A 23,707-nucleotide genomic window follows, 5' to 3' on the forward strand; every position below is an offset into this window, starting at 1 on the left:
GCCTGGGGGGATGTACGGGCCGGCGGCCGTCAGAGGCGGCAGGCGTGGATGGCGGTGGTGAGGATGGCGCGGGCGCCGATCTCGTACAGGTCGTCCATGATCCGCTGCGCCTCCTTGGCGGGGACCATGGCGCGGACGGCGACCCAGCCCTCGTTGTGCAGCGGGGAGACGGTCGGCGACTCCAGGCCCGGCGTGAGGGCGACGGCCTGCTCCAGGTGCTCGGCCCGGCAGTCGTAGTCCATCATCACGTACGAGCGGGCGACCAGGACGCCCTGGAGGCGGCGCATGAACTGCTGGACCTGCGGGTGGTCGTCCGTGGCGCCGTGGCGGCGGATGACGACGGCCTCGGAGGTCAGGATCGGCTCGCCGATGACCTCCAGGCCCGCGTTCCGCAGGCTGGTGCCGGTCTCGACGACGTCCGCGATGACCTGGGCGACGCCCAGCTGGATCGCGGTCTCGACCGCGCCGTCCAGGTGGACGACGGAGGCGTCGATGCCCTGGTCCGCGAGGTGCTTGGCGACGATGCCCTCGTAGGAGGTGGCGATCGTCATGCCGCCGAAGTCCTCGGGGCCGCTCGCGGTGCCCGGGCGGGTGGCGTAGCGGAAGGTGGAGCGTCCGAAGTTCAGCGCGAGGATCTCCTCGGCGCTGGCTCCGGAGTCCAGGAGCAGGTCACGGCCGGTGATGCCGATGTCCAGCTTCCCGGAGGCGACGTAGATCGCGATGTCCTTCGGCCGCAGGTAGAAGAACTCGACCTCGTTGTCCGGGTCGATGACCACCAGCTCCTTGGACTCCTTGCGCTGGCGGTAGCCGGCCTCATGGAGCATTGCCGACGCAGGTCCGGAGAGGGAACCCTTGTTGGGGACGGCGATGCGCAGCATGGGGTGAGCTTCCTTTGCCTGGGAGTTGCGGAAGGGTGGTGGTACGGGCGTGCTCAGAGGTGGGCGTAGACGTCGTCGAGCGAGATCCCGCGGGCGACCATCATCACCTGGACGTGGTACAGCAGCTGCGAGATCTCCTCGGCGGCCGCTTCCTTGCCCTCGTACTCGGCGGCCATCCAGACCTCGGCGGCCTCCTCGACGACCTTCTTGCCGATGGCATGGACGCCCTTGTCCACGAGCTCCGCGGTGCGGGAGGTGGCCGGGTCGCCGGTCTCTGCCTTGAGCTTGAGCTCGGCGAAGAGCTCTTCGAAGCTTTTACGGGTTCCGTTCGCCATGATGGTCCTAAGAGTACGGGGTAAGGGGCGCGTGATCAGCGCCAGGGTTCGCTGACCGTGCGCAGCGTGGTGGCGGTGGCGACGGCGGCGGTGACGGCCTCGTGGCCCTTGTCCTCGGAGGATCCTTCGAGGCCGGCCCGGTCGAGCGCCTGCTCCTCGTTGTCGACGGTGAGGACGCCGAATCCGACGGGTACGCCGGTGTCGATCGAGACCTGGGTGAGGCCGTGGGTGACGCCCTGGCACACGTACTCGAAGTGCGGCGTTCCGCCGCGGATGACGACGCCGAGCGCCACGATGGCATCGTAGCCGCGCCCGGCGAGGACCTTCGCCACGACCGGGAGCTCGAAGCTGCCGGGGACGCGCAGCAGCGTCGGCTCGTCGATGCCGAGCTCGCCGAGGGCGCGCAGGGCGCCGTCGACGAGACCGTCCATGATCTTCTCGTGCCACTGCGCCGCGATGACCGCGACCCGGAGGTCGCCGCAGTTCTTCACGCTGAGGACGGGTGCGCCCTTGCCGCTCATGTCTCTCCTAGCCGATTCGTTCGTACGTGGTTACTGGTTGCCGCAGGTGGAGGCCGGGGAGCCGTCCAGCCAGGGAAGGTCGTGCCCCATCCGGTCCCGCTTGGTGCGCAGGTAGCGGAGGTTGTGCTCGCCGGCCTGGACCGGCATGGGCTCCCGGCCCTCGACGCGGAGGCCGTGCCCCGTGAGGGCGTCGATCTTGTCGGGGTTGTTGGTCATCAGGCGCAGGCTGCGGACGCCGAGGTCGCCGAGGATCTGCGCGCCGGCCGCGTAGTCGCGGGCGTCGGCGGGCAGCCCGAGCTCCAGGTTGGCGTCGAGGGTGTCACGGCCGCGCTCCTGGAGCTCGTACGCGCGCAGCTTGGACAGCAGGCCGATGCCGCGGCCCTCGTGGCCGCGCAGGTAGACCACGACTCCACGTCCGGCCTCGGTGATCCGGTCCATGGACGCCTGGAGCTGGGGGCCGCAGTCGCAGCGCAGGGAGTGGAAGATGTCGCCGGTCAGGCACTCGGAGTGGACCCGGACGAGGACGTCCTCGCCGTCGCCGATCTCGCCGTGGACGAGGGCGACGTGCTCGACGCCGTCGACGGTGGAGCGGTAGCCGTACGCGGTGAACACGCCGTGCGCGGTGGGGAGATGGACCTCGGCCTCGCGGCGGACGGTCGGCTCTGCGGAGCGGCGGTAGGCGATCAGGTCCTCGATGGAGATGATCGTCAGGCCGTGCTTGCGGGCGAAGGGGACGAGTTCGGGCAGGCGCAGCATCACGCCGTCCTCGCCGGCGATCTCGACGATCGCGCCGGCCGGGCGGAGGCCCGCGAGGCGGGCGAGGTCGACCGCGGCCTCGGTGTGTCCGTTGCGGACGAGGACGCCGCCGGGCTTGGCGCGCAGCGGGAAGATGTGGCCGGGGCGGACGAAGTCGGAGGGCTCGTGGTGGCCGCTCGCGAGCATCCGCAGGGTGGTGGCGCGGTCGGCGGCGGAGATGCCGGTGGTGACTCCGTGGGCGGGCGAGGCGTCGACGGAGACGGTGAAGGCGGTCCGCATCGACTCGGTGTTGTGCTCGACCATCTGCGGGAGCTGGAGGCGCTCCAGTTCCTCGTCCTCCATGGGGGCGCAGATCAGTCCGCGGCACTCGCTCATCATGAAGGCGACGATCTCGGGGGTGGCCTTCTCGGCGGCGATGACGAGGTCGCCCTCGTTCTCGCGGTCCTCGTCGTCGACGACGACGACGGGGCGGCCGGCGGCGATGTCGCGGATGGCCTGCTCGACGGGGTCGAGGGCGAGGTCGGTGGCGTCCCAGAGGGAATGGGCGTTCATGCGTGGGCTCCTTCCGGGACGGTGGTGGCGCGGGACCGCAGCCACCAGTCGCGCATGCCCCACAGGACGAGCGCGCCGTAGATGACGTAGACGAAGCCGGAGAAGGCGTAGCCGTTGGCGAAGTTCAGCGGGACGCCGACCAGGTCGACCAGCAGCCAGGCGAACCAGAACTCGACCATGCCCCGGGCCTGGGCGTACATGGCCACGATGGTGCCCACGAAGATGTACGCGTCGGGCCACGGGTCCCAGGACAGGTTCGGGAAGGCCTCGAAGAGCAGGGCCACGGCGACGGTGCCGACGGCGGCCGCGGCGATCATGACGGCGCGCTCCACCCAGGTGGCGAAGCGCACGGCGATCTGGCCGTCCGTCCCCTGGCCCTTGCGGCGCTGCCACTGCCACCAGCCGTAGAGCGCCACGAGCATGACGACGACCTGCTTGCCGGCGCTGCCGGCGAGATGGCCGAAGAAGGCGCCGAAGAGGATGAGGCCGGCCAGGAACTGCACGGGCCAGGTCCAGACGGAGCGGCGCCAGCCGAGGGTGAGGGCGGCGAGGCCGAAGATGTTGCCGATCATGTCGGACCAGATGATCTTCTGGTCGAGGACGGTGAACGCCTCGGAGTTGAGCCAGTTCACTTCTCGTTCTCCTTGGCGTCGGTGCCGAGCAGCCGCTCGACGTACTTGGCGATGACGTCCACTTCGAGGTTGACCGGGTCGCCGGGCTGCTTGATGCCGAGCGTGGTCAGGTCGAGGGTGGTCGGGATGAGGCTGATGGTGAACCAGTCGTCGGCGACCTCTACGACGGTGAGGCTGACGCCGTCGACCGTGATCGAGCCCTTCTCGACGACGTACCGGGAGAGGTGGGCGGGCAGGCCGACCTTGACCAGTTCCCAGTGCTCGGACGGGGTCCGCTCCAGGATGGTGCCGGTGCCGTCGACGTGGCCCTGGACGATGTGACCGCCGAGGCGGCCGCCGACGGCCATGGGGCGCTCCAGGTTGACCCGGGAGCCGGTCTCCAGGGCGCCGAGCGAGGACCGCTTGAGGGTCTCGGCCATGACGTCGGCGGTGAACTCGCCGTCGCCGAACTCGACGACCGTGAGACAGACACCGTTGACGGCGATGGAGTCGCCGTGCTGGGCGCCTTCCGTGACCAGGGGGCCGCGCAGCCGGAAGCGGGAGGCGTCCTCCAGCTGCTCGACGGCGACGACCTCGCCCAGTTCTTCGACGATTCCGGTGAACACGGTCAGGCTCCCTTGAGGGTGGCGGTGATGCGGAGGTCGGATCCGATGCGCTCGGTCTCGGTGATGTCGAGCCGCAACGCTTCGGTGAGGGTGGCGATTCCGGCGTCGGCGAGGGCGGCGGGGCCCGCGCCGAGGAGGACGGGGGCGAGGTAGGCGACGACCTGGTCGACCGCGCCCGCGGCGAGGAAGGCGCCCGCGAGGGTGGGGCCGCCTTCGAGGAGGACGGAGCGGACACCGCGCGCGTGCAGGGCGTCCAGGAGGGCGGGGACGGCGAGGCCGCGCTCGGCCCTGGGAAGCCGTACGACGTCCGTGAGCGTGGTCTCGGCGTCCTCGGCGTCCTCGGCGATCGCGATCAGGGTGGGGGCGGCCTCGTCGAGGACCCGGGAGCCGGGCTTCACGGCGGTCGCCTCGGTGTCGACGACGACCCGCAGCGGCTGGACGGCGCCTTCGACACCCCGTACGGCGAGGTGGGGGTCGTCGGCGCGGGCGGTGCCGGAGCCGACGACGACGGCGTCGGCCTCGGCGCGCAGCCGGTGGACGTCGGCGCGGGACTCGGCGGAGCTGATCCATCGGGAGGTGCCGTCGGCGGCGGCGATGCGGCCGTCGAGAGTGGCGGCGTACTTCCAGCGGACGAAGGGGCGGCCGCGGCGGACGGAGGTGAGCCAGGCGATGTTGCCGGCCTCGGCCTCTTCCTCCAGGAGTCCCTGCTCGACCTCGATCCCGGCGGCGCGGAGGGTGTCGGCGCCGCCCGTGGCCTGCGGGTTCGGGTCGCCGACCGCGTACACGACCCGGCTGATCCCGGCCTCGACGAGGGCCTGGGCGCAGGGGCCGGTGCGGCCGGTGTGGTTGCAGGGTTCGAGGGTGACGTACGCGGTGCCGCCACGGGCCAGGACGCCGGCCGCGCGCAGGGCGTGGATCTCGGCGTGAGGGCCGCCGGCGCGCTGGTGGAAGCCCTCGCCGACCTGGTGGCCCGAGGCGTCGGTGACGACGCACCCGACGACCGGGTTGGGGCTGGTGGCGCCGAGTCCGCGTGCGGCGAGCTCGACGGCGCGTCGCATGGCGATGATGTCGGCCTGCTGGGCCACCGGGTCCTCCTGCCTCTTCGGGCACGGACTCCGGGGCCTGTCGATGTCGACAGAGAGCGGGTAGGACGTCTCGCACAGGGTGCGCCGAGGCCGCGGTCCCGCGGGGACGCCGATCGGTTGCGACACGGCGACCAGCGGACGTACGGCCGGTGCGCCCCTGGAAGGGTCACCCGCCGCGCACTGCCTCCCATCCGGACTTTCACCGTCGGTCCAGGAATCTCACCTGGTCAACCGGCCGCTGGCTGCGGACGGGTCGCGGACTATACCGCCGGTTCGGAATTACACCGACCCCGGAGTGCGCTGCTGCTGATACAGGGCCAGTGTGCCACGGCTCGCGAGGAGTGAGCGGGCCGGACCCTGTGGGCTGGCTCACAGACGCCCCTGAACTCTTCTTTGGTCCAGACCTATTGACGCACTGGTCTAGTCCTCTTAATCTCCGTGTCACCTCCGCGGTAACGGCCCGTCGGCGTGCGCACTCCCCGGGCCCAACACGACCCACCCCCTTGTTCGTTGTGTTTCCCCACCCCCCTACACCCTGAGGGCGTAGGGGGATCCCCACCCCAGGAGGAACCGATCGTGTCGTCCCCCACGGCGAAGAGAGCCTCGCTGCTCGCGTCCGGCGCGGCCGTCGCCGGGCTGCTGCTCAGCTCGCTCTCCGGAGGCGTCTCGTACGCCGCCGACAACGAGTCCTGTCGTCCCGACGGGCTCTACAAGACCCCCGGCGTCGACGTCCCGTACTGCTCGGTCTACGACACCGAGGGCCGCGAGAAGATGGGCGCGGACCACCAGCGCCGGGTCATCGGCTACTTCACCGGCTGGCGCACCGGCAAGAACGGCCAGCCCGCCTACCTGGCCAAGGACATCCCGTGGGACAAGGTCACCCACATCAACTACGCGTTCGGCCACATCGGCGGCGACAACAAACTCTCCGTGGGCACGAACGGTCCGGACAACGCGGCCACGGGGATGACCTGGCCCGGTGTCGCCGGCGCCGAGATGGACCCCGCGTACGCGTACAAGGGCCATTTCAACCTGCTCAACAAGTTCAAGAAGCAGCACCCGAACGTCAAGACGCTGATCTCGGTCGGCGGCTGGGCGGAGACCGGCGGCTACTTCGCGGACAACGGCGACCGGGTGAACTCCGGCGGCTTCTACGCGATGGCCACCAACGCCGACGGGTCGGTCAACCAGGCCGGGATCGACACCTTCGCGGCCTCGGCCGTCGACTTCATCCGCACGTACGGGTTCAACGGCGTCGACATCGACTACGAGTACCCGACCACGATGAAGGACGCGGGCAACCCGCTCGACTGGCAGCTCGCCAACGCCCGCCGCGCCGGACTCGTGCAGGGCTACGCGGCCCTGATGAAGTCCCTGCGCGAGAAACTGGACACGGCCGGCGCCGCCGACGGGAAGCACTACCTGCTGACCGTCGCCGCCCCCTCCTCGGGCTACCTGCTGCGGGGCATGGAGACCTTCCAGATGCAGAGGTATCTGGACTACGTCAACATCATGTCCTACGACCTGCACGGCGCCTGGAACGAGTACGTCGGGCCCAACGCCTCCCTCTTCGACGACGGCAAGGACGGCGAACTCGCCGCGGCCAACGTCTACGGCTCCTCGCAGTACGGCGGCATCGGTTACCTCAACACCGACTGGGCCTACCACTACTTCCGCGGCTCCATGCCGGCCGGCCGCATCAACATCGGCCTGCCGTACTACACCCGCGGCCACAAGAACGTGCAGGGCGGCACCGACGGTCTGTGGGGCAAGGCCTCCGCGACCACCTGCCCGGCCGGGGCCGGCCTCACCAAGTGCGGCGACGGCGCCACGGGCATCGACAACCTCTGGCACGACAAGGACACCAACGGTGTCGAGTCGCCCGCCGGCTCCAACCCGATGTGGCACGCCAAGAACCTGGAGAAGGGGATCGTCGGCGACTACGTCACCCAGTACGGCTTCCCGGCGAACACCACCCTGACCGGCACCTACGCCCGCAAGTACGACACGACCCTGGTCGCGCCGTGGCTGTGGAACGCGCAGAAGAAGGTCTTCCTCTCCACCGAGGACGAGCAGTCCGTGGCCGCGAAGGCCGACTACGTGGTCGACCGGGGCATCGGCGGCACCATGGTCTGGGAGATGGCCGGCGACTACGCCTGGAACGCGGCCAAGGGCCAGTACGAGATGGGCTCGACCCTCACCTCGCTGATGTACGACAAGTTCAAGGCGGCCACCCCGTACGGCGCGAAGAAGGCCGGCAAGGCGCTGCCGACCCGGGCCGTGAAGATCGACGCCCAGTTCACCGAGTTCAAGCTGGGCGACTCGAACTACCCGATCACGCCGAAGATCAAGATCACCAACAACACGGCGACGACCCTGCCCGGCGGCACGGAGTTCCAGTTCGACTACGGCACCTCGGCCCCGGCCAACGCCTCGGACCAGTCCGGCTTCGGCACGAAGGTCATCAGCAGCGACCACACGGGCTCCAACGTGGGCGGCCTGAAGGGCGACTTCCACCGCGTCTCCCTGAAGCTCCCGGCCTGGCAGTCGCTGGCCCCGGGCGCGACGGTCGACCTGGCCTTCAACTACTACCTGCCGGTGTCCACCCCCTCCAACTGGACGGTGAACATCAACGGCACGACGTACGCCCTCGCCGGCGACCTGGCGCGCGGCACGACGGTCGTGGAGCCGGGCACCACCACCCCGCCGACCACGCCGCCCACGACCCCGCCGACGACTCCCCCGACCACACCGCCGACGACCCCGCCCACGACGCCGCCCACCACGGGCTGCACCGTGCCCGCGTACGTGGCCGGCACGATCTACAACGCGGGCAACGAGGTCTCCCACAAGGGCCACAAGTGGAAGGCCCAGTGGTGGACCCAGAACGAGGAGCCGGGCACGACCGGCGAGTGGGGTGTCTGGAAGGACCTCGGCACCTGCTGACCCACCCCGTCCGATGACCCCCGGCGGCGGACATCACGGCCCTTGCCGCCGCCGGGCCCCACCGCGCCGCGCCCCCTGCCCGGGGCGCGGCGCGGTCGTGTTCTCCCGGTCCCTGACACGGCCTGACGCGTACGCCACGGACGGGGGCCGGGCCCGGCGGCTAGAGTCCCGTCGCCGGCGGCCCGAAGAGGGCGTCCTGGGCCGTGTCGCGCGCCATCAGCAGGGCGCCGCGGAGGACCGCCGCGTCGCCGAGGGCGGTGGGCCGGACCTCGGTGCGGAGCGGGGAGAGCGCCGCGAGTTCGGACTCCACGCGCGCGGCGAGCCCGGCGCCGCCCTGGTGGCCGGTCTCCCCGGCCAGGACCACGCAGCCGGGATCCAGGACCGAGACGACGGCGGCCGCGCCGACGGCGAGGCGGCGGGCGAGGGCGTCGAGGAAGGGGCCGTGGTCGGAGGCGAGCGCCTCGGCCGGGTCGAGGCCGTGGGCGGCGGCGAGGGCCCCGACGGCCGCCGCGCAGGCCAGCTCGTGGAAGCCGCCGTCGCAGCCGGTGGCCGAGGGGAGTCCGGAGGTGCCGGGGACCGGCAGGAAACCGACTTCTCCCGCACCGCCGGAGGCGCCCCGGCGCAGGCGCGCGTCGAGGACGACGGCGGCGCCGACGCCCTGGCCGAGCCAGAGCAGGACGAAGTCCTCGCGGTCGCGGGCCGCGCCCTCGCGCAGTTCGGCGACGGCGGCGAGGTTGGTCTCGTTCTCGACGAGGACGTGGGCGGGCAGCCGGTCCTGGAGGACGCCGACGAGCCGCCGGTGCCAGGCGGGCAGGCCCGTGGAGTCGCGCAGCTCGCCGGTGGCGGGGTCGATGAGGCCGGGGGCGCCGACGGCGACGCTGTGCAGCCGGTCGGCGCCCGCCTTCCGCACGGTCCGTTCCAGGAGCGCGACCGCCTTCTCGACGGCCGGTCCGGTGCCGCTGTCGCCTCCGACGGGGACGGAGGCCTCGGCGAGCGTGGTGCCGAGGAGGTCGGCGACGGTGACGGAGACGGAGCGGGTGCGGACGTCCAGGGCGGCGAGGTGGGCGCGGTCGGCGACGATCCCGTACAGCTTGGCGTTGGGTCCGCGCCGCTCGGCTCCGGCCTCGCCGACGACGTGCACGAGGCCGGAGCCCTGGAGCCGCTCGACGAGGTCGGCGACGGTCGGGCGGGAGAGTCCGGTGAGCGTCTTGAGCTGAGTGGCCGTCAGCGGGCCCTCGTCCTGGAGCAGTCGCAGGGCGAACCGGTCGTTGATGGCTCGTGCGGTGCTCGGGGATGCGGCCATGCGGCGATCCTCTCAGACTCGTTCCCGGGCGCGTCCGGCCCGGACCGACCCCTGCGGTCTATTTATCAGGCAGGGTTCCTGATAGTTTACGCGGCACCCCCACAGCACACCCCGACACACCCCTGACCACGGGAGGGCCCATGGCGGCGGAGACCGTCACCAGCACCGATCGCCTCCGGCGGGCGCGCTTCGCCGTCGCCGCCGTCTTCTGCGTCCACGGCTCGGTCACCGGAAGCTTCGCGACCCGGATCCCCTGGATCCAGGAGCACGCGGGCGTGAGTGCCGGTCAGCTCGGGCTCGCGCTCGCCTTCCCCGCGCTCGGCGCCTCCCTCGCCATGCCGCTCGCCGGGGCCGTCTCACACCGCTTCGGCGCCCGCACGGCCCTGCGCGGCCTGCTCGCCCTGTGGACCCTCTCGCTGGCGCTGCCCTCGCTCGCCCCGAACGTCTGGGGGCTGTGCGGGGTGCTCTTCGTGTACGGGGCGACCGCGGGCATGTCCGACGTGGCGATGAACGCGCTCGGCGTCGAGACCGAGAACCGGCTCGGCAAGTCCATCATGTCGAGCCTGCACGGCATGTGGAGCGTGGGCGCCCTGCTCGGCTCCGCCGCCGGCACGGTCGCGGCCCACCTCGGCGGCGACGCCCGGCTGCACCACCTGGTCGCGGCCCTCGTGCTCACCGCACTCGGCCTGGTCTTCTGCCAGGGCGTGCTCGACGTGCGCAGCACCCCGGAGGAGGAGCCGCCGCCGCGCTTCTCGCTGCCGCCCAAGTCCGCGCTGGTCATCGGGGCCATCGGCTTCTGCGGGGTCTTCGCGGAGGGCGCCAGCCTCGACTGGTCGGCCGTCTACCTCCGGGACGAGCTGGGCAGCTCGGCGGGGCTCGCGGCCGCCTCGACGACCGCCTTCGCGCTGACGATGGCGGTGGCGCGCCTGGCCGGAGACCGGGTGGTGGACCGCTTCGGAGCGGTTCGTACGGTACGGGTCGGGGGCGCCGTCGCCACCCTCGGCGGGCTCCTGGTCGTCCTCGCCCCGCACGCCGCCGTCGCGATGGCCGGATTCGGCCTGATCGGGCTCGGGATCGCGGTCGTCGTCCCGCTGGCCTTCGCCGCGGCCGGGCGCAGCGGCCCCAACCCGAGCCAGGCCATCGCGGGCGTCGCCACCATCACGTACACCTCGGGCCTCATCGCCCCCTCGGCGATCGGCGGCATCGCCGACGCGACCTCCCTGGTCTTCTCCTTCGGCCTGGTCACGCTGCTCGCCCTGGGGCTGGTGCTCGGCGCGGGCGTGCTCAGGACGGGCGGCCGTGAGGCGGCGTCGGCGGCGCCCGCGCCCGCGAAGAGCGCCGGGCCGGTGGGATAGCGCCGGTCCCCCTCTCCGGCCCGGCGGCGGTGCGGTCCAGGCGCATACCATGTGGCTGATCTTTTGCGGTCATGACGCGACCGCCGGAACCGGAGAACGGGAGCGACCTCATGAACCTCGGCGTGCGCTGGACCCTGCACGGCGACGGGAGAACACCCGCTCCGGGAGCCGTGGTCCGCCCGGACGAGCGGCTCTCCTGGCCCCGCACGGTCGGCCTCGGCGCCCAGCACGTCGTCGCGATGTTCGGGGCGTCCTTCGTCGCTCCGGTCCTCATGGGTCTGGACCCGAACCTCGCGATCATGATGTCCGGTGTCGCGACCGCGATCTTCCTGCTCGCGACCCGCGGCACCGTCCCGTCCTACCTGGGCTGCTCGCTCTCCTTCGTGGGCGTCGCCGCCGCCATCCGGGCCTCCGGCGGCACCAGCGCCACCGTGACCGGCGCGGTCCTCGTCGTCGGCGCGGTGCTCTTCCTGGCCGGTCTCGCCGTCCGGAAGTTCGGGGCGCGGATCATCCACGCGGCGATGCCTCCGATCGTGACCGGCGCGGTCGTCATGCTCATCGGCTTCAACCTGGCGCCGGTCACCGCCTCGACGTACTGGCCTCAGGACCAGTGGACGGCGCTGCTCGTGATGCTCTTCACCGGTCTCGCCGTGGTCTGTCTGCGCGGCTTCTGGTCCCGGATCGCCATCTTCCTCGGCCTGATCTTCGGCTACGGCATCTCCTGGATCTTCGACCTCGTCTTCGGCCGGATCCACTCGCAGTCCGCGAGCGGCCAGGTCACCGACCACTGGCGGCTGGACCTCTCCGGCGTCTCCAAGGCCGACTGGATCGGTCTGCCGTCCTTCCACGGCCCCAGCTTCGAGTGGTCCGCGATCCTGGTCGCGCTGCCCGTCGTCATCGCCCTGATCGCGGAGAACGCCGGGCACGTCAAGGCCGTCGGCGAGATGACCGGCGCGTCGCTGGACGACCAGCTCGGCACGGCGATCGCAGCCGACGGCGCCGCCTCGATGCTGTCCACGGCCGTGGGCGGCCCGCCGAACACCACGTACTCCGAGAACATCGGCGTCATGGCCGCCACCCGCGTCTACTCGACCGCCGCCTACTGGGCAGCCGCCGGCTTCGCGCTGCTCTTCGGCCTCTGCCCCAAGTTCGGCGCGGTCGTCGCCGCGATCCCCGGTGGCGTCCTCGGCGGCATCACCGTGATCCTCTACGGCATGATCGGCCTGCTCGGCGCCCAGATCTGGATCAACGCCAAGGTCGACCTGCGCAACCCGCTCAACCTCGTCCCGGCCGCCGCCGGCATCATCATCGGCGTCGGCGGCGTGAAGCTGACCTTCACCGACACCTTCGAGCTGGGCGGCATCGCGCTCGGCACGATCGTCGTCATCACCGGCTACCACGTGCTGCGGGCCTTCGCCCCGGCCCACCTGAAGACGCAGGAACCCCTCCTGGACGCGGGCACCAGCTCGTACGAGAAGAACACGGACGGCGTGTCGAAGAGCTGAGTGATTCGCCCGTTCTGGGTAAGCCGGGCCCGAGGAGTTCCCTCCCGGGCCCGGCGGCTGGGAGCCTGCCCCCATGGCGCAGACCCAACAGCTCGGGCAGCAGATCGGACCGCGCATCGGCCAGTTCGTCGCGGTCGACCCCGTGGTGGACCGGATGCGGGCGCTCCGCACGGCCTGGCATCCGGCCGACGGGGTCGCCGTCTTCAACCGGGTCTACCTCACGGTCACCGAGGAGATCGGCCACGCCATCGAGGCGGGCACCTTCACCGACCGGCGGGCCGCCACGACCCTCGACGTACGGTTCGCCGAGCGCTATCTCGCGGCCGTCGACGCCGTCACCACCGGCCGTCCCGCCCCCGCCTGCTGGCGGCCCCTCTTCCACTACCGGCGCCACCCGGGCGTACGGCCGCTGCAGTTCGCACTCGCCGGGATCAACGCCCACGTCGGCCACGACCTGGCGCTCGCGGTGGTCGACGCCTGCCGGATCCTGGAGTGCGCGCCGGCCGATCTGGAGGACGAGTTCGACCGGGTCGGCGACATCCTCGTCCTCCTGGAGGAGCGCATCCGGGAGGAGCTGATGCCGGGCCCGGACCTCCTGGAGATCGCGGACCCGCTGACTCATCTGCTGGGCTGCTGGAGCCTGGACCGGGCCCGCGACGGGGCCTGGCTCGCCGCCCGCTCGCTGTGGCAGCTGCGGGGGCTGCCCGACCTGGCCGGGGAGTTCACCGAACGCCTCGACCGGTCGGTGGGCCTGGTGGGGCGGATGCTGCTCACGCCCCTGACCAGGCCCTGACTCCCGTACGGACTCAGTCCTCCGGCAGCTCGACCGGAGCGATCTCGTCGTACACGTCGCCCGGACCCGGGTTGGTGCCGTCGGTCGCGCCGCCGAAGTGGTGCATCACGCCCCACACCGCGTTGAGCGCCGTCTGCACCGCGCCCTCGGCCCAGCCGGCCGTCCAGGAGATGTCGTCGCCGGCGAGGAAGATGCCCCGCTTGTCCTCGGGCAGCCGGTCCTGCATGAAGTGCGTGAACAGGCGGCGCTGGTAGCGGTAGTGGCCCGGCAGGTTGGCCTTGAAGGCGCCCATGAAGTAGGGCTCGTTCTCCCAGGAGACCGTCACCGGGTTGCCGATGATGTGCTTCCGGATGTCGACCTTCGGGTAGATCTCGCCGAGCGACTTCAGCATGACCTCCATCCGCTCGTTCGCCGAGAGCGGCAGCCACTTCAGGCTGTCGTCGCACCAGGTGTACGAGAGGCAGATGACGGCCGGCTTGTCCGGGCCCTCGTCCAGGAGGTAGGTGCCGCGGGTCATCCGGTCGGTGAGCGTCATCGACATGACGTCACGGCCGGTCTCCTCGTCCTTATCCAGCCAGAAGGGCCGGTCCACGGGCACGAAGAGCTTGGAGGACTCCATGTAGTGGGTGCGCTCGATCGCCGTCCAGTGGTCGATCGGGAAGAGCGAGTCGTCGCAGGCGATCTTGGAGAGCAGCATCCAGGACTGGGCGGTGAAGATCGCCGCCTGGTACGTACGGATGTCGCCGGAGGCGTCGGTGACGGTGATGCGGTTGCCGGCGGTCCGGTTGAGCCGGGTCACGGCCGGCTTCGGAGCACCGTCGTGGAGCGAGGACAGCGAGGTGCCCTGGGCCCAGTGGACGATCTTCTCCGGCTCGCGCTCCCACAGGCGCAGCGGCAGCTGCTGCGAGCCGCCCACGATGCCGCGGTGGTGGTCGTCGGCCTCCGTGTAGACGACGCGGAGGATCTCCAGGATGGAGTTGGGGAAGTCGGTGTCCCAGCCGCCGGTGCCGAAGCCGACCTGGCCGAAGATCTCGCGGTGCCGGAAGGACTTGAAGGTCTCGGAGTCGCAGAGGAAGCCGTAGAAGGTCTGGTTGTCGAGCTTCTCGACGAGCTTCGACCAGATCTCACGGATGCGCGGGACGTCGCGCTCGCGCATGGCCTGGTTCATGTCGGAGAAGTCGGCGCCCTCGTCCAGACAGGCGTTCCACGCGTTCATCACGTCGCGGTAGACCTGCGGGAGGTCGTCGACGGTGGTGGCGTAGTGCGACTCGCCCTTGAGGTCGACGACGGTCGACGGGGTCGACTCGGCCAGCGGGTTCGGGAAGGGCTTGGTCTCCAGGCCGACCAGGTCGATGTAGTACTGGAGGGCCGTCGAGGAGGGCGGGAAGCGCATGGCGCCCATCTCGGCGGTGAGGCCCTCGGCGCCGGTGCCCTCGAAGCCGACGGTGCGCAGTCGGCCGCCGATCTGGTCGGCCTCGTAGACGACGGGCTTGAGCCCCATCTTCATCAGCTCGTACGCGGCGATGATGCCCGAGAGCCCGCCGCCGATGACGGCGACCTCGGTGCCGTGCTCGGTGGCCGGTATCTGGCCGAGCCCGGCCGGGTGGGCCAGGAAATCGTCGTAGGCGTACGGGAAGTCCGGACCGAACATGGTGATCGGCGGCTGGCCGTCGCTGTGCGGGACGGCGGTCGTGGGCACCGTGGACGTCATGGGGTACGGACTCCTTGCACGGAAAAAGGTGAGGCGGGAGGGGGGTGTGGGGCGCGGCTCAGAGGAGGGAGCCGTAGAGGTCCGGGCGGCGGTCGCGGAGGTACGGGTTCTCCGCCCGGGAGGCCGCGAGGAGGGCCGGGTCGACGTCGCCGACGACGAGGTCCTCGCCGCGACCGGCGCGGGCCCGGGCGGTGCCGTCGGGGCCGGCCAGGGTGGAGAGGCCGACGAACTCGAAGTCGCCCTCGGGGCCGGTCCGGTTCGCGTACGCGAGGTAGAGCTGGTTCTCGAAGGCGCGGACCGGCACCACGGAGAGGGGGACGACCTCGGCGGGGTGCATGAGCGCGGTCGGCACGAGGAGGAGGTCCGTCCCGGCCAGCGCGTGCGCCCGCACGTTCTCGGGGAACTCGACGTCGTAGCAGATCATCATGCCGACGGTGAGCCCGCCGAGCTCCGCCTGGACGACGGCGCGGTCCCCGGGGGTGAACCACTTCGTCTCGAAGCCTCCGAAGAGGTGGGTCTTGCGGTACTGCGCGAGCGGGACGCCGTCGGCGCCGATGAGCTGCGCGGAGTTGTACAGGACGCCGTGCCGCTCGGTGTCCCGCTCCGGGTAGCCGTAGCCGACGGCCAGGCCGTGGCGCACGGCGATGGCGGCGACGGCGCGGGCGGAGGGGCCGTCGGACGGCTCGGCCAGGCGGGCGATGTCGGCGCCGATGGCGTAGCCGGTCAGGAACAGCTCGGGGGCGAGCAGCAGCCCGGCGCCGGCGGCCGCGGCACGGGCGGCGGCCTCGTCGAGGATCTTGAGGTTGGCGGCCACGTCACCGAGCTCGCCAGAGCTCTGGAGCAGGGCGGTGCGCAGCGCGGGCATCGGCGATCCTCGGCGGTCGAAAGTACAGGGGGAAGACGTCAAAAACGGTACGGTTTCGCACTCCACCGGGACAAGGCGGCAGCGTTGCGGACCGACCGTCGAACCGTTGCGCGATCTGTGGTGGGGCCGTCGATTCGTTGCGTACGGCTCCGACCGTGGTCGTACGGCTCCCCCGCCGCGCGGCGGAGAAGGGAACCGTCCTGCGGCGCGACGCCCGGGCGCGGCCCGCGCGGAAGAGTGGTGGTCGTCCGGGAGACCCCGGACGACCTGCCGAAAGGGACCACGATGAACCGCCGCACGAAGACCGTCGCCGTCGCCGCCGCCGTCCTGCTCACCCTGGGGGCAGGGGGGATCGCCGCCGCTTCGGCGGAGGAGGCTCCCGCCCCGGCGGCGGCCACGGCCACCGTCAGGGAGGCCGCCGCGCTGACCGGCACCGCGAAGCTGTACCGGCCGGCCGGTGACGACATCACGTTCTCCTTCGACGCGCACCTGGCGAAGAAGGACAACAAGGATCCGCAGGCCGCGACCGGCACCTTCCGGCTCAGCCACTACAAGGACGGGAAGGGCGGCTACGCGGTGGCGAAGGTGGACTGCCTCACCACGGGCGGCAAGGTGGCCGTGGTGACGGGGGTGGTGACCGAGACCGACGTGGACGCCTTCCGGAACAAGCGCGTCGGGGTCTCGGTGCACGACGACGGGAAGCACGACCGTCTGGGCTACAGCTGGATCGGGCGCGACACGAACCTGGAGGTTCCGCCGTGCCTGAGCTCCGCCCCCTTCGAGAAGGTGCTGCCGGGCACCGGTGACTTCAAGGTGCTGCCCTGGCAGCTCGAGTACCCCACCGAATAGACCGCCCCACGGGGGTAGGCGGGGCGCGGGGGGCGGTGCGGGAACCACGGCCCGCGCCGCCCCTCCTCCCGGGGGACTACGCCGGCGAGCCGGAGGAGAAGCGCCGCAGGAGCGGCGAGAGCACCAGGACGGACTTGGTGCGCTCGACGAAGGGCTCGCCCGCGATGCGTTCCAGGACGCGCTCGAAGTGGCGCATGTCCGAGGCGAAGACCTGGACGACGGCGTCCGCGTCACCGGTGACGGTCGACGCGGACACCACCTCGGGATACCGCTCCAGACCTCGCCGGATGTCGTCCGGCGAGGTGTTGTGGCGGCAGTAGATCTCGACGAACCCCTCGGTCTCCCAGCCGAGCGCCGCCGGGTCCACCCGTACGGTGAATCCGGTGATGGCCCCCTCGGCCCGGAGCCGGTCCACGCGCCGCTTCACGGCGGGCGCGGAGAGTCCGACGAGCGAGCCGATGTCGGCGTAGCTGCGCCGGGCGTCTTCCGCGAGGGCGTGGACGATGCGTTCGTCGAGGTCGTTGAGTCGCACTACGGGTGGATCACTTCTCTGCTGGAGCCTCTGCCAGGGCCGGAGCCGTGGCCAGTCGGGAGCGGCGCATGCCGTACAGGAAGTAGAACACGAGCCCGGCCGCCATCCAGCAACCGAAGACCGCCCAGGTGACGGCGTCGAGGCTGAACATGTTGTAGGCGCAGAAGACGAAGCCGAGGATCGGGAAGACCGGTCCGAGGGCCACCTTGAAGGTGCGCGGCATGTCGGGGCGGGTGTAACGGAGCACTATGACCGCGATGTTGACCAGGCCGAAGGCGAAGAGGGTGCCGATGCTGGTGGCGTCGACGAGCTTGCCCAGCGGGATGAGCGAGGCGAGCAGGCCACAGAAGAGGGACACGATGACCGTGTTCACCCGCGGGGTGCCGGTCTTGCCGCTGACCTTGCCGAAGGCCTTCGGGACCAGGCCGTCGCGGGACATCGCGAACAGGATGCGGGTCTGGCCGTAGAGCACGGTGAGGACGACGCTGGCGATGGAGATGACCGCGCCGGCGGCGAGCATCGTGCCCCAGAAGGTCTGGCCGGTGACGTCGTTCATGATCGCCGCCAGGGTGGCCTCGGAGCCCTCGAACTCCTTCCAGTTCCACGCGCCGACCGCGACGGCGGCGACCAGGACGTAGAGGACGGTGACGATGAGCAGCGAGAGCATGATCGCGCGGGGCAGGTCACGCTTGGGGTCCTTCGCCTCCTCGCCGGCCGTGGAGGCGGCGTCGAAGCCGATGTACGAGAAGAAGAGGCTGGCGCCGGCGGCGCTGACACCCGCCGTACCGAGGGGCATGAAGTCCTTGTAGTTGCCGGACTTGAAGCCCATGAAACCGATGGCGCAGAAGAGGGCGAGCGCGACGATCTTCACCACGACCATGATCGTGTTGACCACGGCGGACTCGCGGGCACCGCCCAGCAGGAACACCATCGCGAGCAGGACGACGACCAGACCGGGCAGGTTGATGATGCCGCCCTCGCCCGGGGCGGAGGAGAGCACGTCGGGGATGGTGACGCCGATCGTGCCGTCGAGCAGCTCGTTCAGGTACTCGCCCCAGCCGACGGCCACGGCGGCGACGGAGACGCCGTACTCCAGGACCAGACACCAGCCGCAGACCCAGGCGACGAGTTCACCCATCGTTGCGTACGCGTACGAGTAGGAGGACCCGGCGACCGGTATGGTGCCGGCCAGCTCGGCGTACGAGAGGGCCGAGAACAGGGCCGTCAGGCCGGCGATCACGAAGGCGATCGTGACGGCGGGGCCTGCCTTCGGCACGGCGTCGCCGAGGACGACGAAGATGCCGGTGCCGAGCGTGGCACCGATGCTGATCATGGTCAGCTGCCACATCGAGAGCGAGCGGCGGAGACTGCCGCCCTCACCCTGACCACCCTCTTCGACCAGGTGTTCCACCGGCTTGCGGCGGATGAGGGCGTGGAGAGCGGAGGTCTTCGGGGTGGTCGTGTCGTCGACCGGTGGGGCTGCGCCGTGGTCCAGCACTGCGGAGGCTCCTTATCGCTGCCTGTGGGTACGGAGGCGACCACGGCGGTACGCGGGCATGCCGAAGCAGATCCACGGGGGACGGAAACCGCCGAGCAGGCGGTCGCCGCCACTCCTGGTACAGGGCACGAGCCTAAGGGGAGAAGTTCGCAGTCGTAATGCAGGGTTGTTGCGCAGTGGCGAATGATCATTGCGCACTTCGGGCGCAGACGGGCAAACATTGCGCTCCCCCGCATGAATCGACACATCCGGGTGTGAACCGGCCCGCGCAGGCGTAGGAACTCCTCACGGGGTAGGACCAAGGCTGCGCACCCCCGACGACCCGAGGACCGGAGGCATCTGTGCACTGGCTCGACCCGGCACCGTTCCTGCGCGGCACGGCGTGGCTGGACGGCGACCGGCCCGTACGCGCCGACCCCGGCGATCTCGACCGGCTGCCGTGGGACATCGCCGAGCGGGCCGCGCTGCCCATCGGCGTACGGCTCGAGTTCACGGCCGAGCCCGGCACGCGCGCGGTGGAGCTCCGCTACCGGGCGGCCGTCCCGGAGCCCGAGGACCCGCTGCGGGCGCTGCGTCACTGCTTCGCCCTGTGGCAGGGGACGCGTTTCGTCGGCGAGACGTGTGTCACGCCGACGTCCGAGGGGGCCGTCACGCTCCCGCTGCCCCCGCACGGCGGGGTGTGCACGGTCCACCTCCCGGAGGATCAGGCGCCCGTGCCGCTCGCCCTGCGGGCCGTCGGCGGCGCGCTCTCCCCGGCCCCGGTCCGGCCCCGCTGGCTCGTCCACGGCGACTCGATCACCGAGGGCTGGTGGGCGACCCGCCCGGCGCTCTCCTGGCCGGCCGTGGCGGGGCGGCTCCTCGACCTCGATCCGGTCAATCTGGGGTACGCGGGCGGGGCGCGGGGCGAGCTGCCCCTCGCGGAGCACCTTGCGCGGCTCCCGGGCGAGGCCATCACCCTCGCCTTCGGCACCAACTGCTGGTCCAGGGCGCCGGCGACTGCGGACTGGCTGTACGAGACCGTCCGCGCCTTCGTGGGCCTGGTCCGCCGCGGCCACCCGGACACCCCGCTGCTGATCGTCTCGCCGGTCCTGCGCCCGGAGGCCGAGCACACCCGCAACGCCCTCGGCGCCACCCTCACGGAGCTGCGCAGGGCCATGGAACGGGCGGGCCGGGACCTGGCCGCCGAGGGCGACGCCCGGCTGCACGTCCTCCCCGGCCGCCCGCTGCTCGGTCCGGACGACCTGGCGGACGGGTTGCACCCGAACGACGCGGGCCACGCGCGGATGGCCCAAGCGGTGACGGAGACGCTGCGCGACCTTCTGTAGCCGACCGCCTGAGGGGCTCGAGCGAGCCCGCGCCGGGCGGTGCGCCCGGCCACCCCCGTGTGGGCAGGCGTCCCGGCGGAGCGGTCCGCGAGGGGGGCCGCCGTCCTGGCGGGTGGGCGTCGCCCCGGCGCAGCGTGCGTCCACGACGGGCGGCGGCCCGCAACGAACCGCGGGCCCCCGGGAGGTGTCTCCCGGGGGCCCGTGGTGTGCGGCGCGGCGAGCGGCTAGCTCCAGCTCGCGTGGAGCGGCTTGCCCTCCGCGTAGCCCGCCGCCGACTGGATGCCGACCACCGACTTCTCCTCGAACTCGGCGAGCGACGCGGCTCCGGCGTAGGTGCAGGAGGACCGGACACCGGCGATGATCGAGTCGATCAGGTCCTCGACGCCCGGACGCTGCGGGTCGAGGAACATCCGCGAGGTGGAGATGCCCTCCTCGAACAGCGCCTTGCGGGCGCGGTCGTAGGCGGACTCGTCCGAGGTCCGGTTCCGGACGGCGCGGGCCGAGGCCATGCCGAAGGACTCCTTGTAGGCACGGCCCTTGGCGTCGTGCTGGAGGTCGCCCGGGGACTCGTACGTCCCGGCGAACCAGGAGCCGATCATCACGTTGGACGCGCCCGCGGCGAGTGCCATGGCGACGTCACGCGGGTGACGGACACCGCCGTCGGCCCAGACGTGCTTGCCGTACTTCTTCGCCTCGGCGGCGCATTCCAGGACGGCCGAGAACTGCGGACGGCCGACGCCGGTCATCATCCGGGTGGTGCACATGGCGCCGGGGCCGACGCCGACCTTGATGATGTCCGCGCCCGCCTCGATGAGGTCCTTGACGCCCTCGGCGGCGACGATGTTGCCCGCGACGATCGGGACCTGCGGGTCGAGCGCCCGCACGGTGCGGATCGCGCTGATCATCGACTCCTGGTGGCCGTGCGCGGTGTCGATGACGAGCGTGTCGACGCCCGCGTCGAGCAGCTGCTTGGCCTTGCCGGCGACGTCGCCGTTGATGCCGACGGCGGCGGCGATGCGCAGCTGCCCGTTCTTGTCGACGGCGGGGCTGTAGAGCGTCGCGCGCAGGGCGCCCTTGCGGGTGAGGATGCCGACGAGCTTGCCGTCCGCGTCCACGGCCGGGGCGTAGCGGCGGTTGGCGGCGTCGAGGGTGTTGAAGGCCTCGCGCGGGTCGATGTCGGCGTCCAGGAGCAGCAGGTCCCTGGACATGACCTCGGAGAGCTGGGTGAAGCGGTCGACTCCGGAGAGGTCGGCGTCGGTGACGACGCCCACCGGGCGGCGGTTCTCGTCGACGACGACACCGGCGTTGTGGGCGCGCTTCGGCAGCAGGGAGAGCGCGTCGGCGACGGTCTGGTGCGGCTCCAGGACGATCGGGGTGTCCAGGACGTGGTGGCGGCTCTTCACCCACGAGATGACGTCGGTGACGACCTCGATCGGGATGTCCTGCGGGATGACGACCAGGCCGCCTCGGCGGGCGACGGTCTCGGCCATCCGGCGGCCGGCGATGGCGGTCATGTTGGCCACGACGAGCGGGATCGTGGTCCCGGTGCCGTCGGGCGAGGAGAGGTCCACGGCCTGGCGGGAGCCGACGGCCGAGCGGCTCGGCACCATGAACACATCGTCGTACGTCAGGTCGTAGGGCGGCTTGACGTCATTGAGGAAACGCACGTGCTGACATCCCAGTCGTTCGGATCGGCCCCTAGGCATTTCAGCCAGGGGAAAAAGCACGTAGTTCATTGTCCCACGCCCGTACGAATACCAGCCCCGGGCGAATCATCCGAGGCTTGCGGGAGGTGCTTCGTCAGATCCTCCGAAACCCCCGAGGGCGAGGAGGACGGAGAGGCGCGTGGGGCGTTCTTCGACCGCCGTGGCGAAGACCTCCTGGGCGGTCTCCCACTCGCGCGGCCGCGCCCTGGCGTACGCCTGCCAGCCGGTGACGACGAGGGTGACCGGCTCGGGCAGGTCGGTGAGGCAGTCGGCGAGCGCGTCCCAGTTGCGGCCGAACCAGTCGGGGAGGGCGAGCGCGCCGGCGCACCGGTCCATGAGGGCGGCCTTGTCGGTGACTCCGGTCAGGTCGAGGACGACGGGGTCGTCAAGCCTCATCCGTGACCACCTCCCGGAAGGTCTCGTAGTGGTCGTCGGTGTAGTACGTCTCGCCGTTCCGTCCGGTGACGATCCGGCGGGCTCCCCGGTCGCGTTCGCCGGGGGTCGGGACGGTGTACTCGTGGTAGTAGCCGCGCTCCTCGCGGGGCAGGATCCGCTCGAAGTTCGAGAAGACGGCGCCGTCCTTGGCGTACGGGAAGGGGCCACCGCGGGCGATGAGGCCGAGCGTCCTCCGAGCCTCGGGCGGCAGCTCCGAGGCCCGTACGGTGGGGAGCCCGGAGGTGCCGGTGGGTACGGCGGCGGTCGTACGGGGGGAGGCCGGGGCGGCGGTGCCGGTCCCGCCGCCCGCCGAGGAGCACCCGGCCAGGAGGACGGCGAGGACGAGCGCGAGGAGCACGCGCGGGGGCCGGAGCGACATCTCCCGAACATACCGTCGGGGGATGGCTCCGGCCCCTTCTCGACAGGCGCTCTCAGCTGCCGTCGGGGTCCTTGCGGTCCAGCGCCGGATGCGTACCGGGGGTCGACTCGGTGAGCAGGTAGTCCGCCGCGGCGCGGTCGGTGACCAGGCTGGTGACGAGGCCGGAGCGGAGCACCGCGCCGATCGCCGCCGCCTTGCGCTGGCCGCCGGCGATCGCCACGACCTCCGGGATGCGGCGCAGCCGGTCCGCCTCGACGGTGATGCAGCGCTCGCCCAGGTCGCGGCCGACCCGGCGCCCCTCGGAGTCGAAGAGGTGCGCGGACATCTCGGCGGCGACGCCGAGCGAGGCGTAGTGGGCGCGCTCGTCGTCGGAGAGCATGTCGTGGACGGTCGAGATGCCCGGCTCCCAGGAGCCGATGGAGACGCAGGCGACGGTGACCTTGTCGAAGTACTCGAAGGCCCGCGCGATGCCGGTCTGGCCGCGCAGCGCGGCCGCGGTCGCCGGGTCGGGCAGCAGCATGGGCGCGTAGATGGGGTGGGCCTCGCCGCCGGACACCTGGGCGGCGCGGCGCACGGCCTCGACCGAGCCGCGTTCGGCGGTCCCGGCGTCGTACACCCCGGTGAGCTGGACGACGGTGCAGGGCGGCAGCCGGTCGAGGGCCGCCGCCATGTGGATGGTGGAGCGGCCCCAGGCGAGCCCGAGGACGTCTCCCTCCGTGACCAGCTCGCCGAGCAGGTCGGCCGCGACCTCGCCGAGGTTCTCCGGGTCGGGCGACTCCTCGTCGCTCTCCGCCGGGGACTCGACGACGACGGCGTGGCGGAGCCCGTAGCGGGCACGGAGGGCGTCGGAGCGCTCGGCGTCCAGCTCGGCCGGTACACGGATCTCGATCCGCACGAGGTCGCGCTCCAGGGCGGTCTCCAGGACCCGGGCCACCTTGAAGCGGCTCACGCCGAACTCCTCAGCGATCTGGATCTTGGACTTGCCCTCGAGGTAGAAGCGGCGGGCCATGGCCGCCGCCTGCACCAGCTCCGCGGGGCCCATCCGCAGGGCTGACCGTCCCGCCGACATTCCCGCCACCGCGATCTCCTCACTGCTGTTCACGTACCGCTGTTCACGTACGGCTGTCGTTCACACTCTGGA

Annotated in this window: 22 protein-coding genes and 1 riboswitch; of the genes, 6 read left to right on the forward strand and 16 right to left on the reverse strand. The window is 71.5% G+C overall.

Annotated elements, in window-relative coordinates:
• Positions 1-29 precede the first annotated feature (29 nt).
• Genes hisG through ribD form a run of 7 tightly spaced genes read right to left on the reverse strand, consistent with a single transcriptional unit; the run spans position 30 to position 5,364 of the window.
• Complete coding sequence (hisG, locus tag ACZ51I_RS25070; protein WP_468879791.1) at positions 30-878, reverse strand: ATP phosphoribosyltransferase; 849 nt, start codon at positions 876-878, stop codon at positions 30-32.
• A 53-nt stretch (positions 879-931) separates the two neighbouring features.
• The gene (locus tag ACZ51I_RS25075; protein ID WP_055644610.1) at positions 932-1,213 is read right to left on the reverse strand and encodes a phosphoribosyl-ATP diphosphatase; all 282 of its coding nucleotides are present in this window, start codon (positions 1,211-1,213) and stop codon (positions 932-934) included.
• A 35-nt stretch (positions 1,214-1,248) separates the two neighbouring features.
• Complete coding sequence (ribH, locus tag ACZ51I_RS25080) at positions 1,249-1,734, reverse strand: 6,7-dimethyl-8-ribityllumazine synthase (RefSeq protein WP_053643767.1); 486 nt, start codon at positions 1,732-1,734, stop codon at positions 1,249-1,251.
• A gap of 30 nt (positions 1,735-1,764) precedes the next feature.
• Complete coding sequence (locus ACZ51I_RS25085) at positions 1,765-3,042, reverse strand: bifunctional 3,4-dihydroxy-2-butanone-4-phosphate synthase/GTP cyclohydrolase II (protein ID WP_468879795.1); 1,278 nt, start codon at positions 3,040-3,042, stop codon at positions 1,765-1,767.
• Positions 3,039-3,674, reverse strand: a complete 636-nt coding sequence (pnuC, locus tag ACZ51I_RS25090) for a nicotinamide riboside transporter PnuC (protein ID WP_468879798.1) — start codon at positions 3,672-3,674, stop codon at positions 3,039-3,041. Before pnuC ends, ACZ51I_RS25085 begins: the two co-directional genes overlap by 4 nt.
• The gene (locus ACZ51I_RS25095) at positions 3,671-4,279 is read right to left on the reverse strand and encodes a riboflavin synthase (RefSeq protein WP_468879800.1); all 609 of its coding nucleotides are present in this window, start codon (positions 4,277-4,279) and stop codon (positions 3,671-3,673) included. Before ACZ51I_RS25095 ends, pnuC begins: the two co-directional genes overlap by 4 nt.
• A 2-nt stretch (positions 4,280-4,281) precedes the next feature.
• Positions 4,282-5,364, reverse strand: coding sequence for a bifunctional diaminohydroxyphosphoribosylaminopyrimidine deaminase/5-amino-6-(5-phosphoribosylamino)uracil reductase RibD (gene ribD, locus ACZ51I_RS25100; protein WP_468879802.1), 1,083 nt, complete (start codon positions 5,362-5,364; stop codon positions 4,282-4,284).
• Positions 5,365-5,537: 173 nt separating this feature from the next.
• Positions 5,538-5,667, reverse strand: a riboswitch (FMN riboswitch).
• A 273-nt stretch (positions 5,668-5,940) separates the two neighbouring features.
• On the opposite strand from ribD, the gene ACZ51I_RS25105 reads away from it, so the two are divergent.
• Positions 5,941-8,310, forward strand: coding sequence for a chitinase C-terminal domain-containing protein (locus tag ACZ51I_RS25105; RefSeq protein ID WP_468879805.1), 2,370 nt, complete (start codon positions 5,941-5,943; stop codon positions 8,308-8,310).
• A gap of 160 nt (positions 8,311-8,470) precedes the next feature.
• Here the strand turns inward: ACZ51I_RS25105 and ACZ51I_RS25110 are convergent, their stop codons facing one another.
• Positions 8,471-9,613 (reverse strand): ROK family transcriptional regulator, encoded by a 1,143-nt coding sequence (locus ACZ51I_RS25110; RefSeq protein WP_468879807.1) that lies wholly within the window; start codon positions 9,611-9,613, stop codon positions 8,471-8,473.
• A gap of 140 nt (positions 9,614-9,753) precedes the next feature.
• Between ACZ51I_RS25110 and ACZ51I_RS25115 the strand changes: the two genes are divergently transcribed.
• From ACZ51I_RS25115 to ACZ51I_RS25125, 3 genes are all read left to right on the forward strand, one after another.
• Entirely contained in the window at positions 9,754-10,968 is a 1,215-nt protein-coding gene (locus ACZ51I_RS25115) for an MFS transporter (RefSeq protein ID WP_468879810.1), read from the forward strand.
• A 110-nt stretch (positions 10,969-11,078) separates the two neighbouring features.
• The gene (locus ACZ51I_RS25120; protein WP_468880528.1) at positions 11,079-12,473 is read left to right on the forward strand and encodes a uracil-xanthine permease family protein; all 1,395 of its coding nucleotides are present in this window, start codon (positions 11,079-11,081) and stop codon (positions 12,471-12,473) included.
• Between the two features lie 73 nt (positions 12,474-12,546).
• On the forward strand, positions 12,547-13,266 hold the full coding sequence (locus ACZ51I_RS25125) for a DUF5995 family protein (RefSeq protein WP_468879813.1): 720 nt from the start codon (positions 12,547-12,549) through the stop codon (positions 13,264-13,266).
• 13 nt (positions 13,267-13,279) lie between these two features.
• Here the strand turns inward: ACZ51I_RS25125 and ACZ51I_RS25130 are convergent, their stop codons facing one another.
• Together ACZ51I_RS25130 and ACZ51I_RS25135 are read right to left on the reverse strand one after the other, a co-directional pair.
• Positions 13,280-14,977 carry a flavin monoamine oxidase family protein gene (locus ACZ51I_RS25130; protein ID WP_468879815.1) on the reverse strand — a complete coding sequence of 566 codons (1,698 nt, stop codon included), beginning with the start codon at positions 14,975-14,977 and terminating at the stop codon, positions 13,280-13,282.
• Positions 14,978-15,035: 58 nt separating this feature from the next.
• Positions 15,036-15,842 carry a carbon-nitrogen hydrolase family protein gene (locus ACZ51I_RS25135; protein WP_468879818.1) on the reverse strand — a complete coding sequence of 269 codons (807 nt, stop codon included), beginning with the start codon at positions 15,840-15,842 and terminating at the stop codon, positions 15,036-15,038.
• Positions 15,843-16,127: 285 nt separating this feature from the next.
• On the opposite strand from ACZ51I_RS25135, the gene ACZ51I_RS25140 reads away from it, so the two are divergent.
• Positions 16,128-16,691 (forward strand): Repetin, encoded by a 564-nt coding sequence (locus ACZ51I_RS25140; protein WP_468879821.1) that lies wholly within the window; start codon positions 16,128-16,130, stop codon positions 16,689-16,691.
• Between the two features lie 76 nt (positions 16,692-16,767).
• Here ACZ51I_RS25140 and ACZ51I_RS25145 read toward each other — a convergent pair whose 3' ends face one another.
• Positions 16,768-17,223, reverse strand: coding sequence for an Lrp/AsnC family transcriptional regulator (locus tag ACZ51I_RS25145; RefSeq protein WP_015032260.1), 456 nt, complete (start codon positions 17,221-17,223; stop codon positions 16,768-16,770).
• Between the two features lie 10 nt (positions 17,224-17,233).
• Positions 17,234-18,721 carry an amino acid permease gene (locus tag ACZ51I_RS25150; protein WP_468879825.1) on the reverse strand — a complete coding sequence of 496 codons (1,488 nt, stop codon included), beginning with the start codon at positions 18,719-18,721 and terminating at the stop codon, positions 17,234-17,236.
• Between the two features lie 341 nt (positions 18,722-19,062).
• On the opposite strand from ACZ51I_RS25150, the gene ACZ51I_RS25155 reads away from it, so the two are divergent.
• Positions 19,063-20,046, forward strand: a complete 984-nt coding sequence (locus ACZ51I_RS25155; protein ID WP_468879827.1) for an SGNH/GDSL hydrolase family protein — start codon at positions 19,063-19,065, stop codon at positions 20,044-20,046.
• A gap of 224 nt (positions 20,047-20,270) precedes the next feature.
• On the opposite strand, the gene ACZ51I_RS25160 is transcribed toward ACZ51I_RS25155, so the two are convergent.
• The 4 genes from ACZ51I_RS25160 to ACZ51I_RS25175 form a co-directional block, all read right to left on the reverse strand.
• Positions 20,271-21,713 (reverse strand): GuaB1 family IMP dehydrogenase-related protein, encoded by a 1,443-nt coding sequence (locus ACZ51I_RS25160; RefSeq protein WP_468879830.1) that lies wholly within the window; start codon positions 21,711-21,713, stop codon positions 20,271-20,273.
• Positions 21,714-21,818: 105 nt separating this feature from the next.
• Positions 21,819-22,148 carry a barstar family protein gene (locus tag ACZ51I_RS25165; RefSeq protein WP_468879833.1) on the reverse strand — a complete coding sequence of 110 codons (330 nt, stop codon included), beginning with the start codon at positions 22,146-22,148 and terminating at the stop codon, positions 21,819-21,821.
• Positions 22,138-22,566, reverse strand: coding sequence for a guanyl-specific ribonuclease (locus ACZ51I_RS25170; protein ID WP_468879835.1), 429 nt, complete (start codon positions 22,564-22,566; stop codon positions 22,138-22,140). The genes ACZ51I_RS25165 and ACZ51I_RS25170 overlap by 11 nt, the downstream gene beginning before the upstream one ends.
• Before the next feature lie 52 nt (positions 22,567-22,618).
• On the reverse strand, positions 22,619-23,668 hold the full coding sequence (locus ACZ51I_RS25175; RefSeq protein WP_468879837.1) for a sugar-binding transcriptional regulator: 1,050 nt from the start codon (positions 23,666-23,668) through the stop codon (positions 22,619-22,621).
• Between the last annotated feature and the right edge of the window lie 39 nt (positions 23,669-23,707).

It is taken from the genome of Streptomyces sp. NPDC034084 (genome assembly GCF_055575535.1).

Excerpts from the sequence above, each read along its gene's own strand:
- hisG (WP_468879791.1), bottom strand. The coding sequence starts at position 878 with ATGCTGCGCATCGCCGTCCCCAACAAGGGTTCCCTCTCCGGACCTGCG.
- ACZ51I_RS25075 (WP_055644610.1), bottom strand. The coding sequence starts at position 1,213 with ATGGCGAACGGAACCCGTAAAAGCTTCGAAGAGCTCTTCGCCGAGCTC.
- ribH (WP_053643767.1), bottom strand. The coding sequence starts at position 1,734 with ATGAGCGGCAAGGGCGCACCCGTCCTCAGCGTGAAGAACTGCGGCGAC.
- ACZ51I_RS25085 (WP_468879795.1), bottom strand. The coding sequence starts at position 3,042 with ATGAACGCCCATTCCCTCTGGGACGCCACCGACCTCGCCCTCGACCCC.
- ACZ51I_RS25110 (WP_468879807.1), bottom strand. The coding sequence starts at position 9,613 with ATGGCCGCATCCCCGAGCACCGCACGAGCCATCAACGACCGGTTCGCC.
- ACZ51I_RS25115 (WP_468879810.1), top strand. The coding sequence starts at position 9,754 with ATGGCGGCGGAGACCGTCACCAGCACCGATCGCCTCCGGCGGGCGCGC.
- ACZ51I_RS25120 (WP_468880528.1), top strand. The coding sequence starts at position 11,079 with ATGAACCTCGGCGTGCGCTGGACCCTGCACGGCGACGGGAGAACACCC.
- ACZ51I_RS25125 (WP_468879813.1), top strand. The coding sequence starts at position 12,547 with ATGGCGCAGACCCAACAGCTCGGGCAGCAGATCGGACCGCGCATCGGC.
- ACZ51I_RS25130 (WP_468879815.1), bottom strand. The coding sequence starts at position 14,977 with ATGACGTCCACGGTGCCCACGACCGCCGTCCCGCACAGCGACGGCCAG.
- ACZ51I_RS25135 (WP_468879818.1), bottom strand. The coding sequence starts at position 15,842 with ATGCCCGCGCTGCGCACCGCCCTGCTCCAGAGCTCTGGCGAGCTCGGT.
- ACZ51I_RS25140 (WP_468879821.1), top strand. The coding sequence starts at position 16,128 with ATGAACCGCCGCACGAAGACCGTCGCCGTCGCCGCCGCCGTCCTGCTC.
- ACZ51I_RS25165 (WP_468879833.1), bottom strand. The coding sequence starts at position 22,148 with ATGAGGCTTGACGACCCCGTCGTCCTCGACCTGACCGGAGTCACCGAC.
- ACZ51I_RS25170 (WP_468879835.1), bottom strand. The coding sequence starts at position 22,566 with ATGTCGCTCCGGCCCCCGCGCGTGCTCCTCGCGCTCGTCCTCGCCGTC.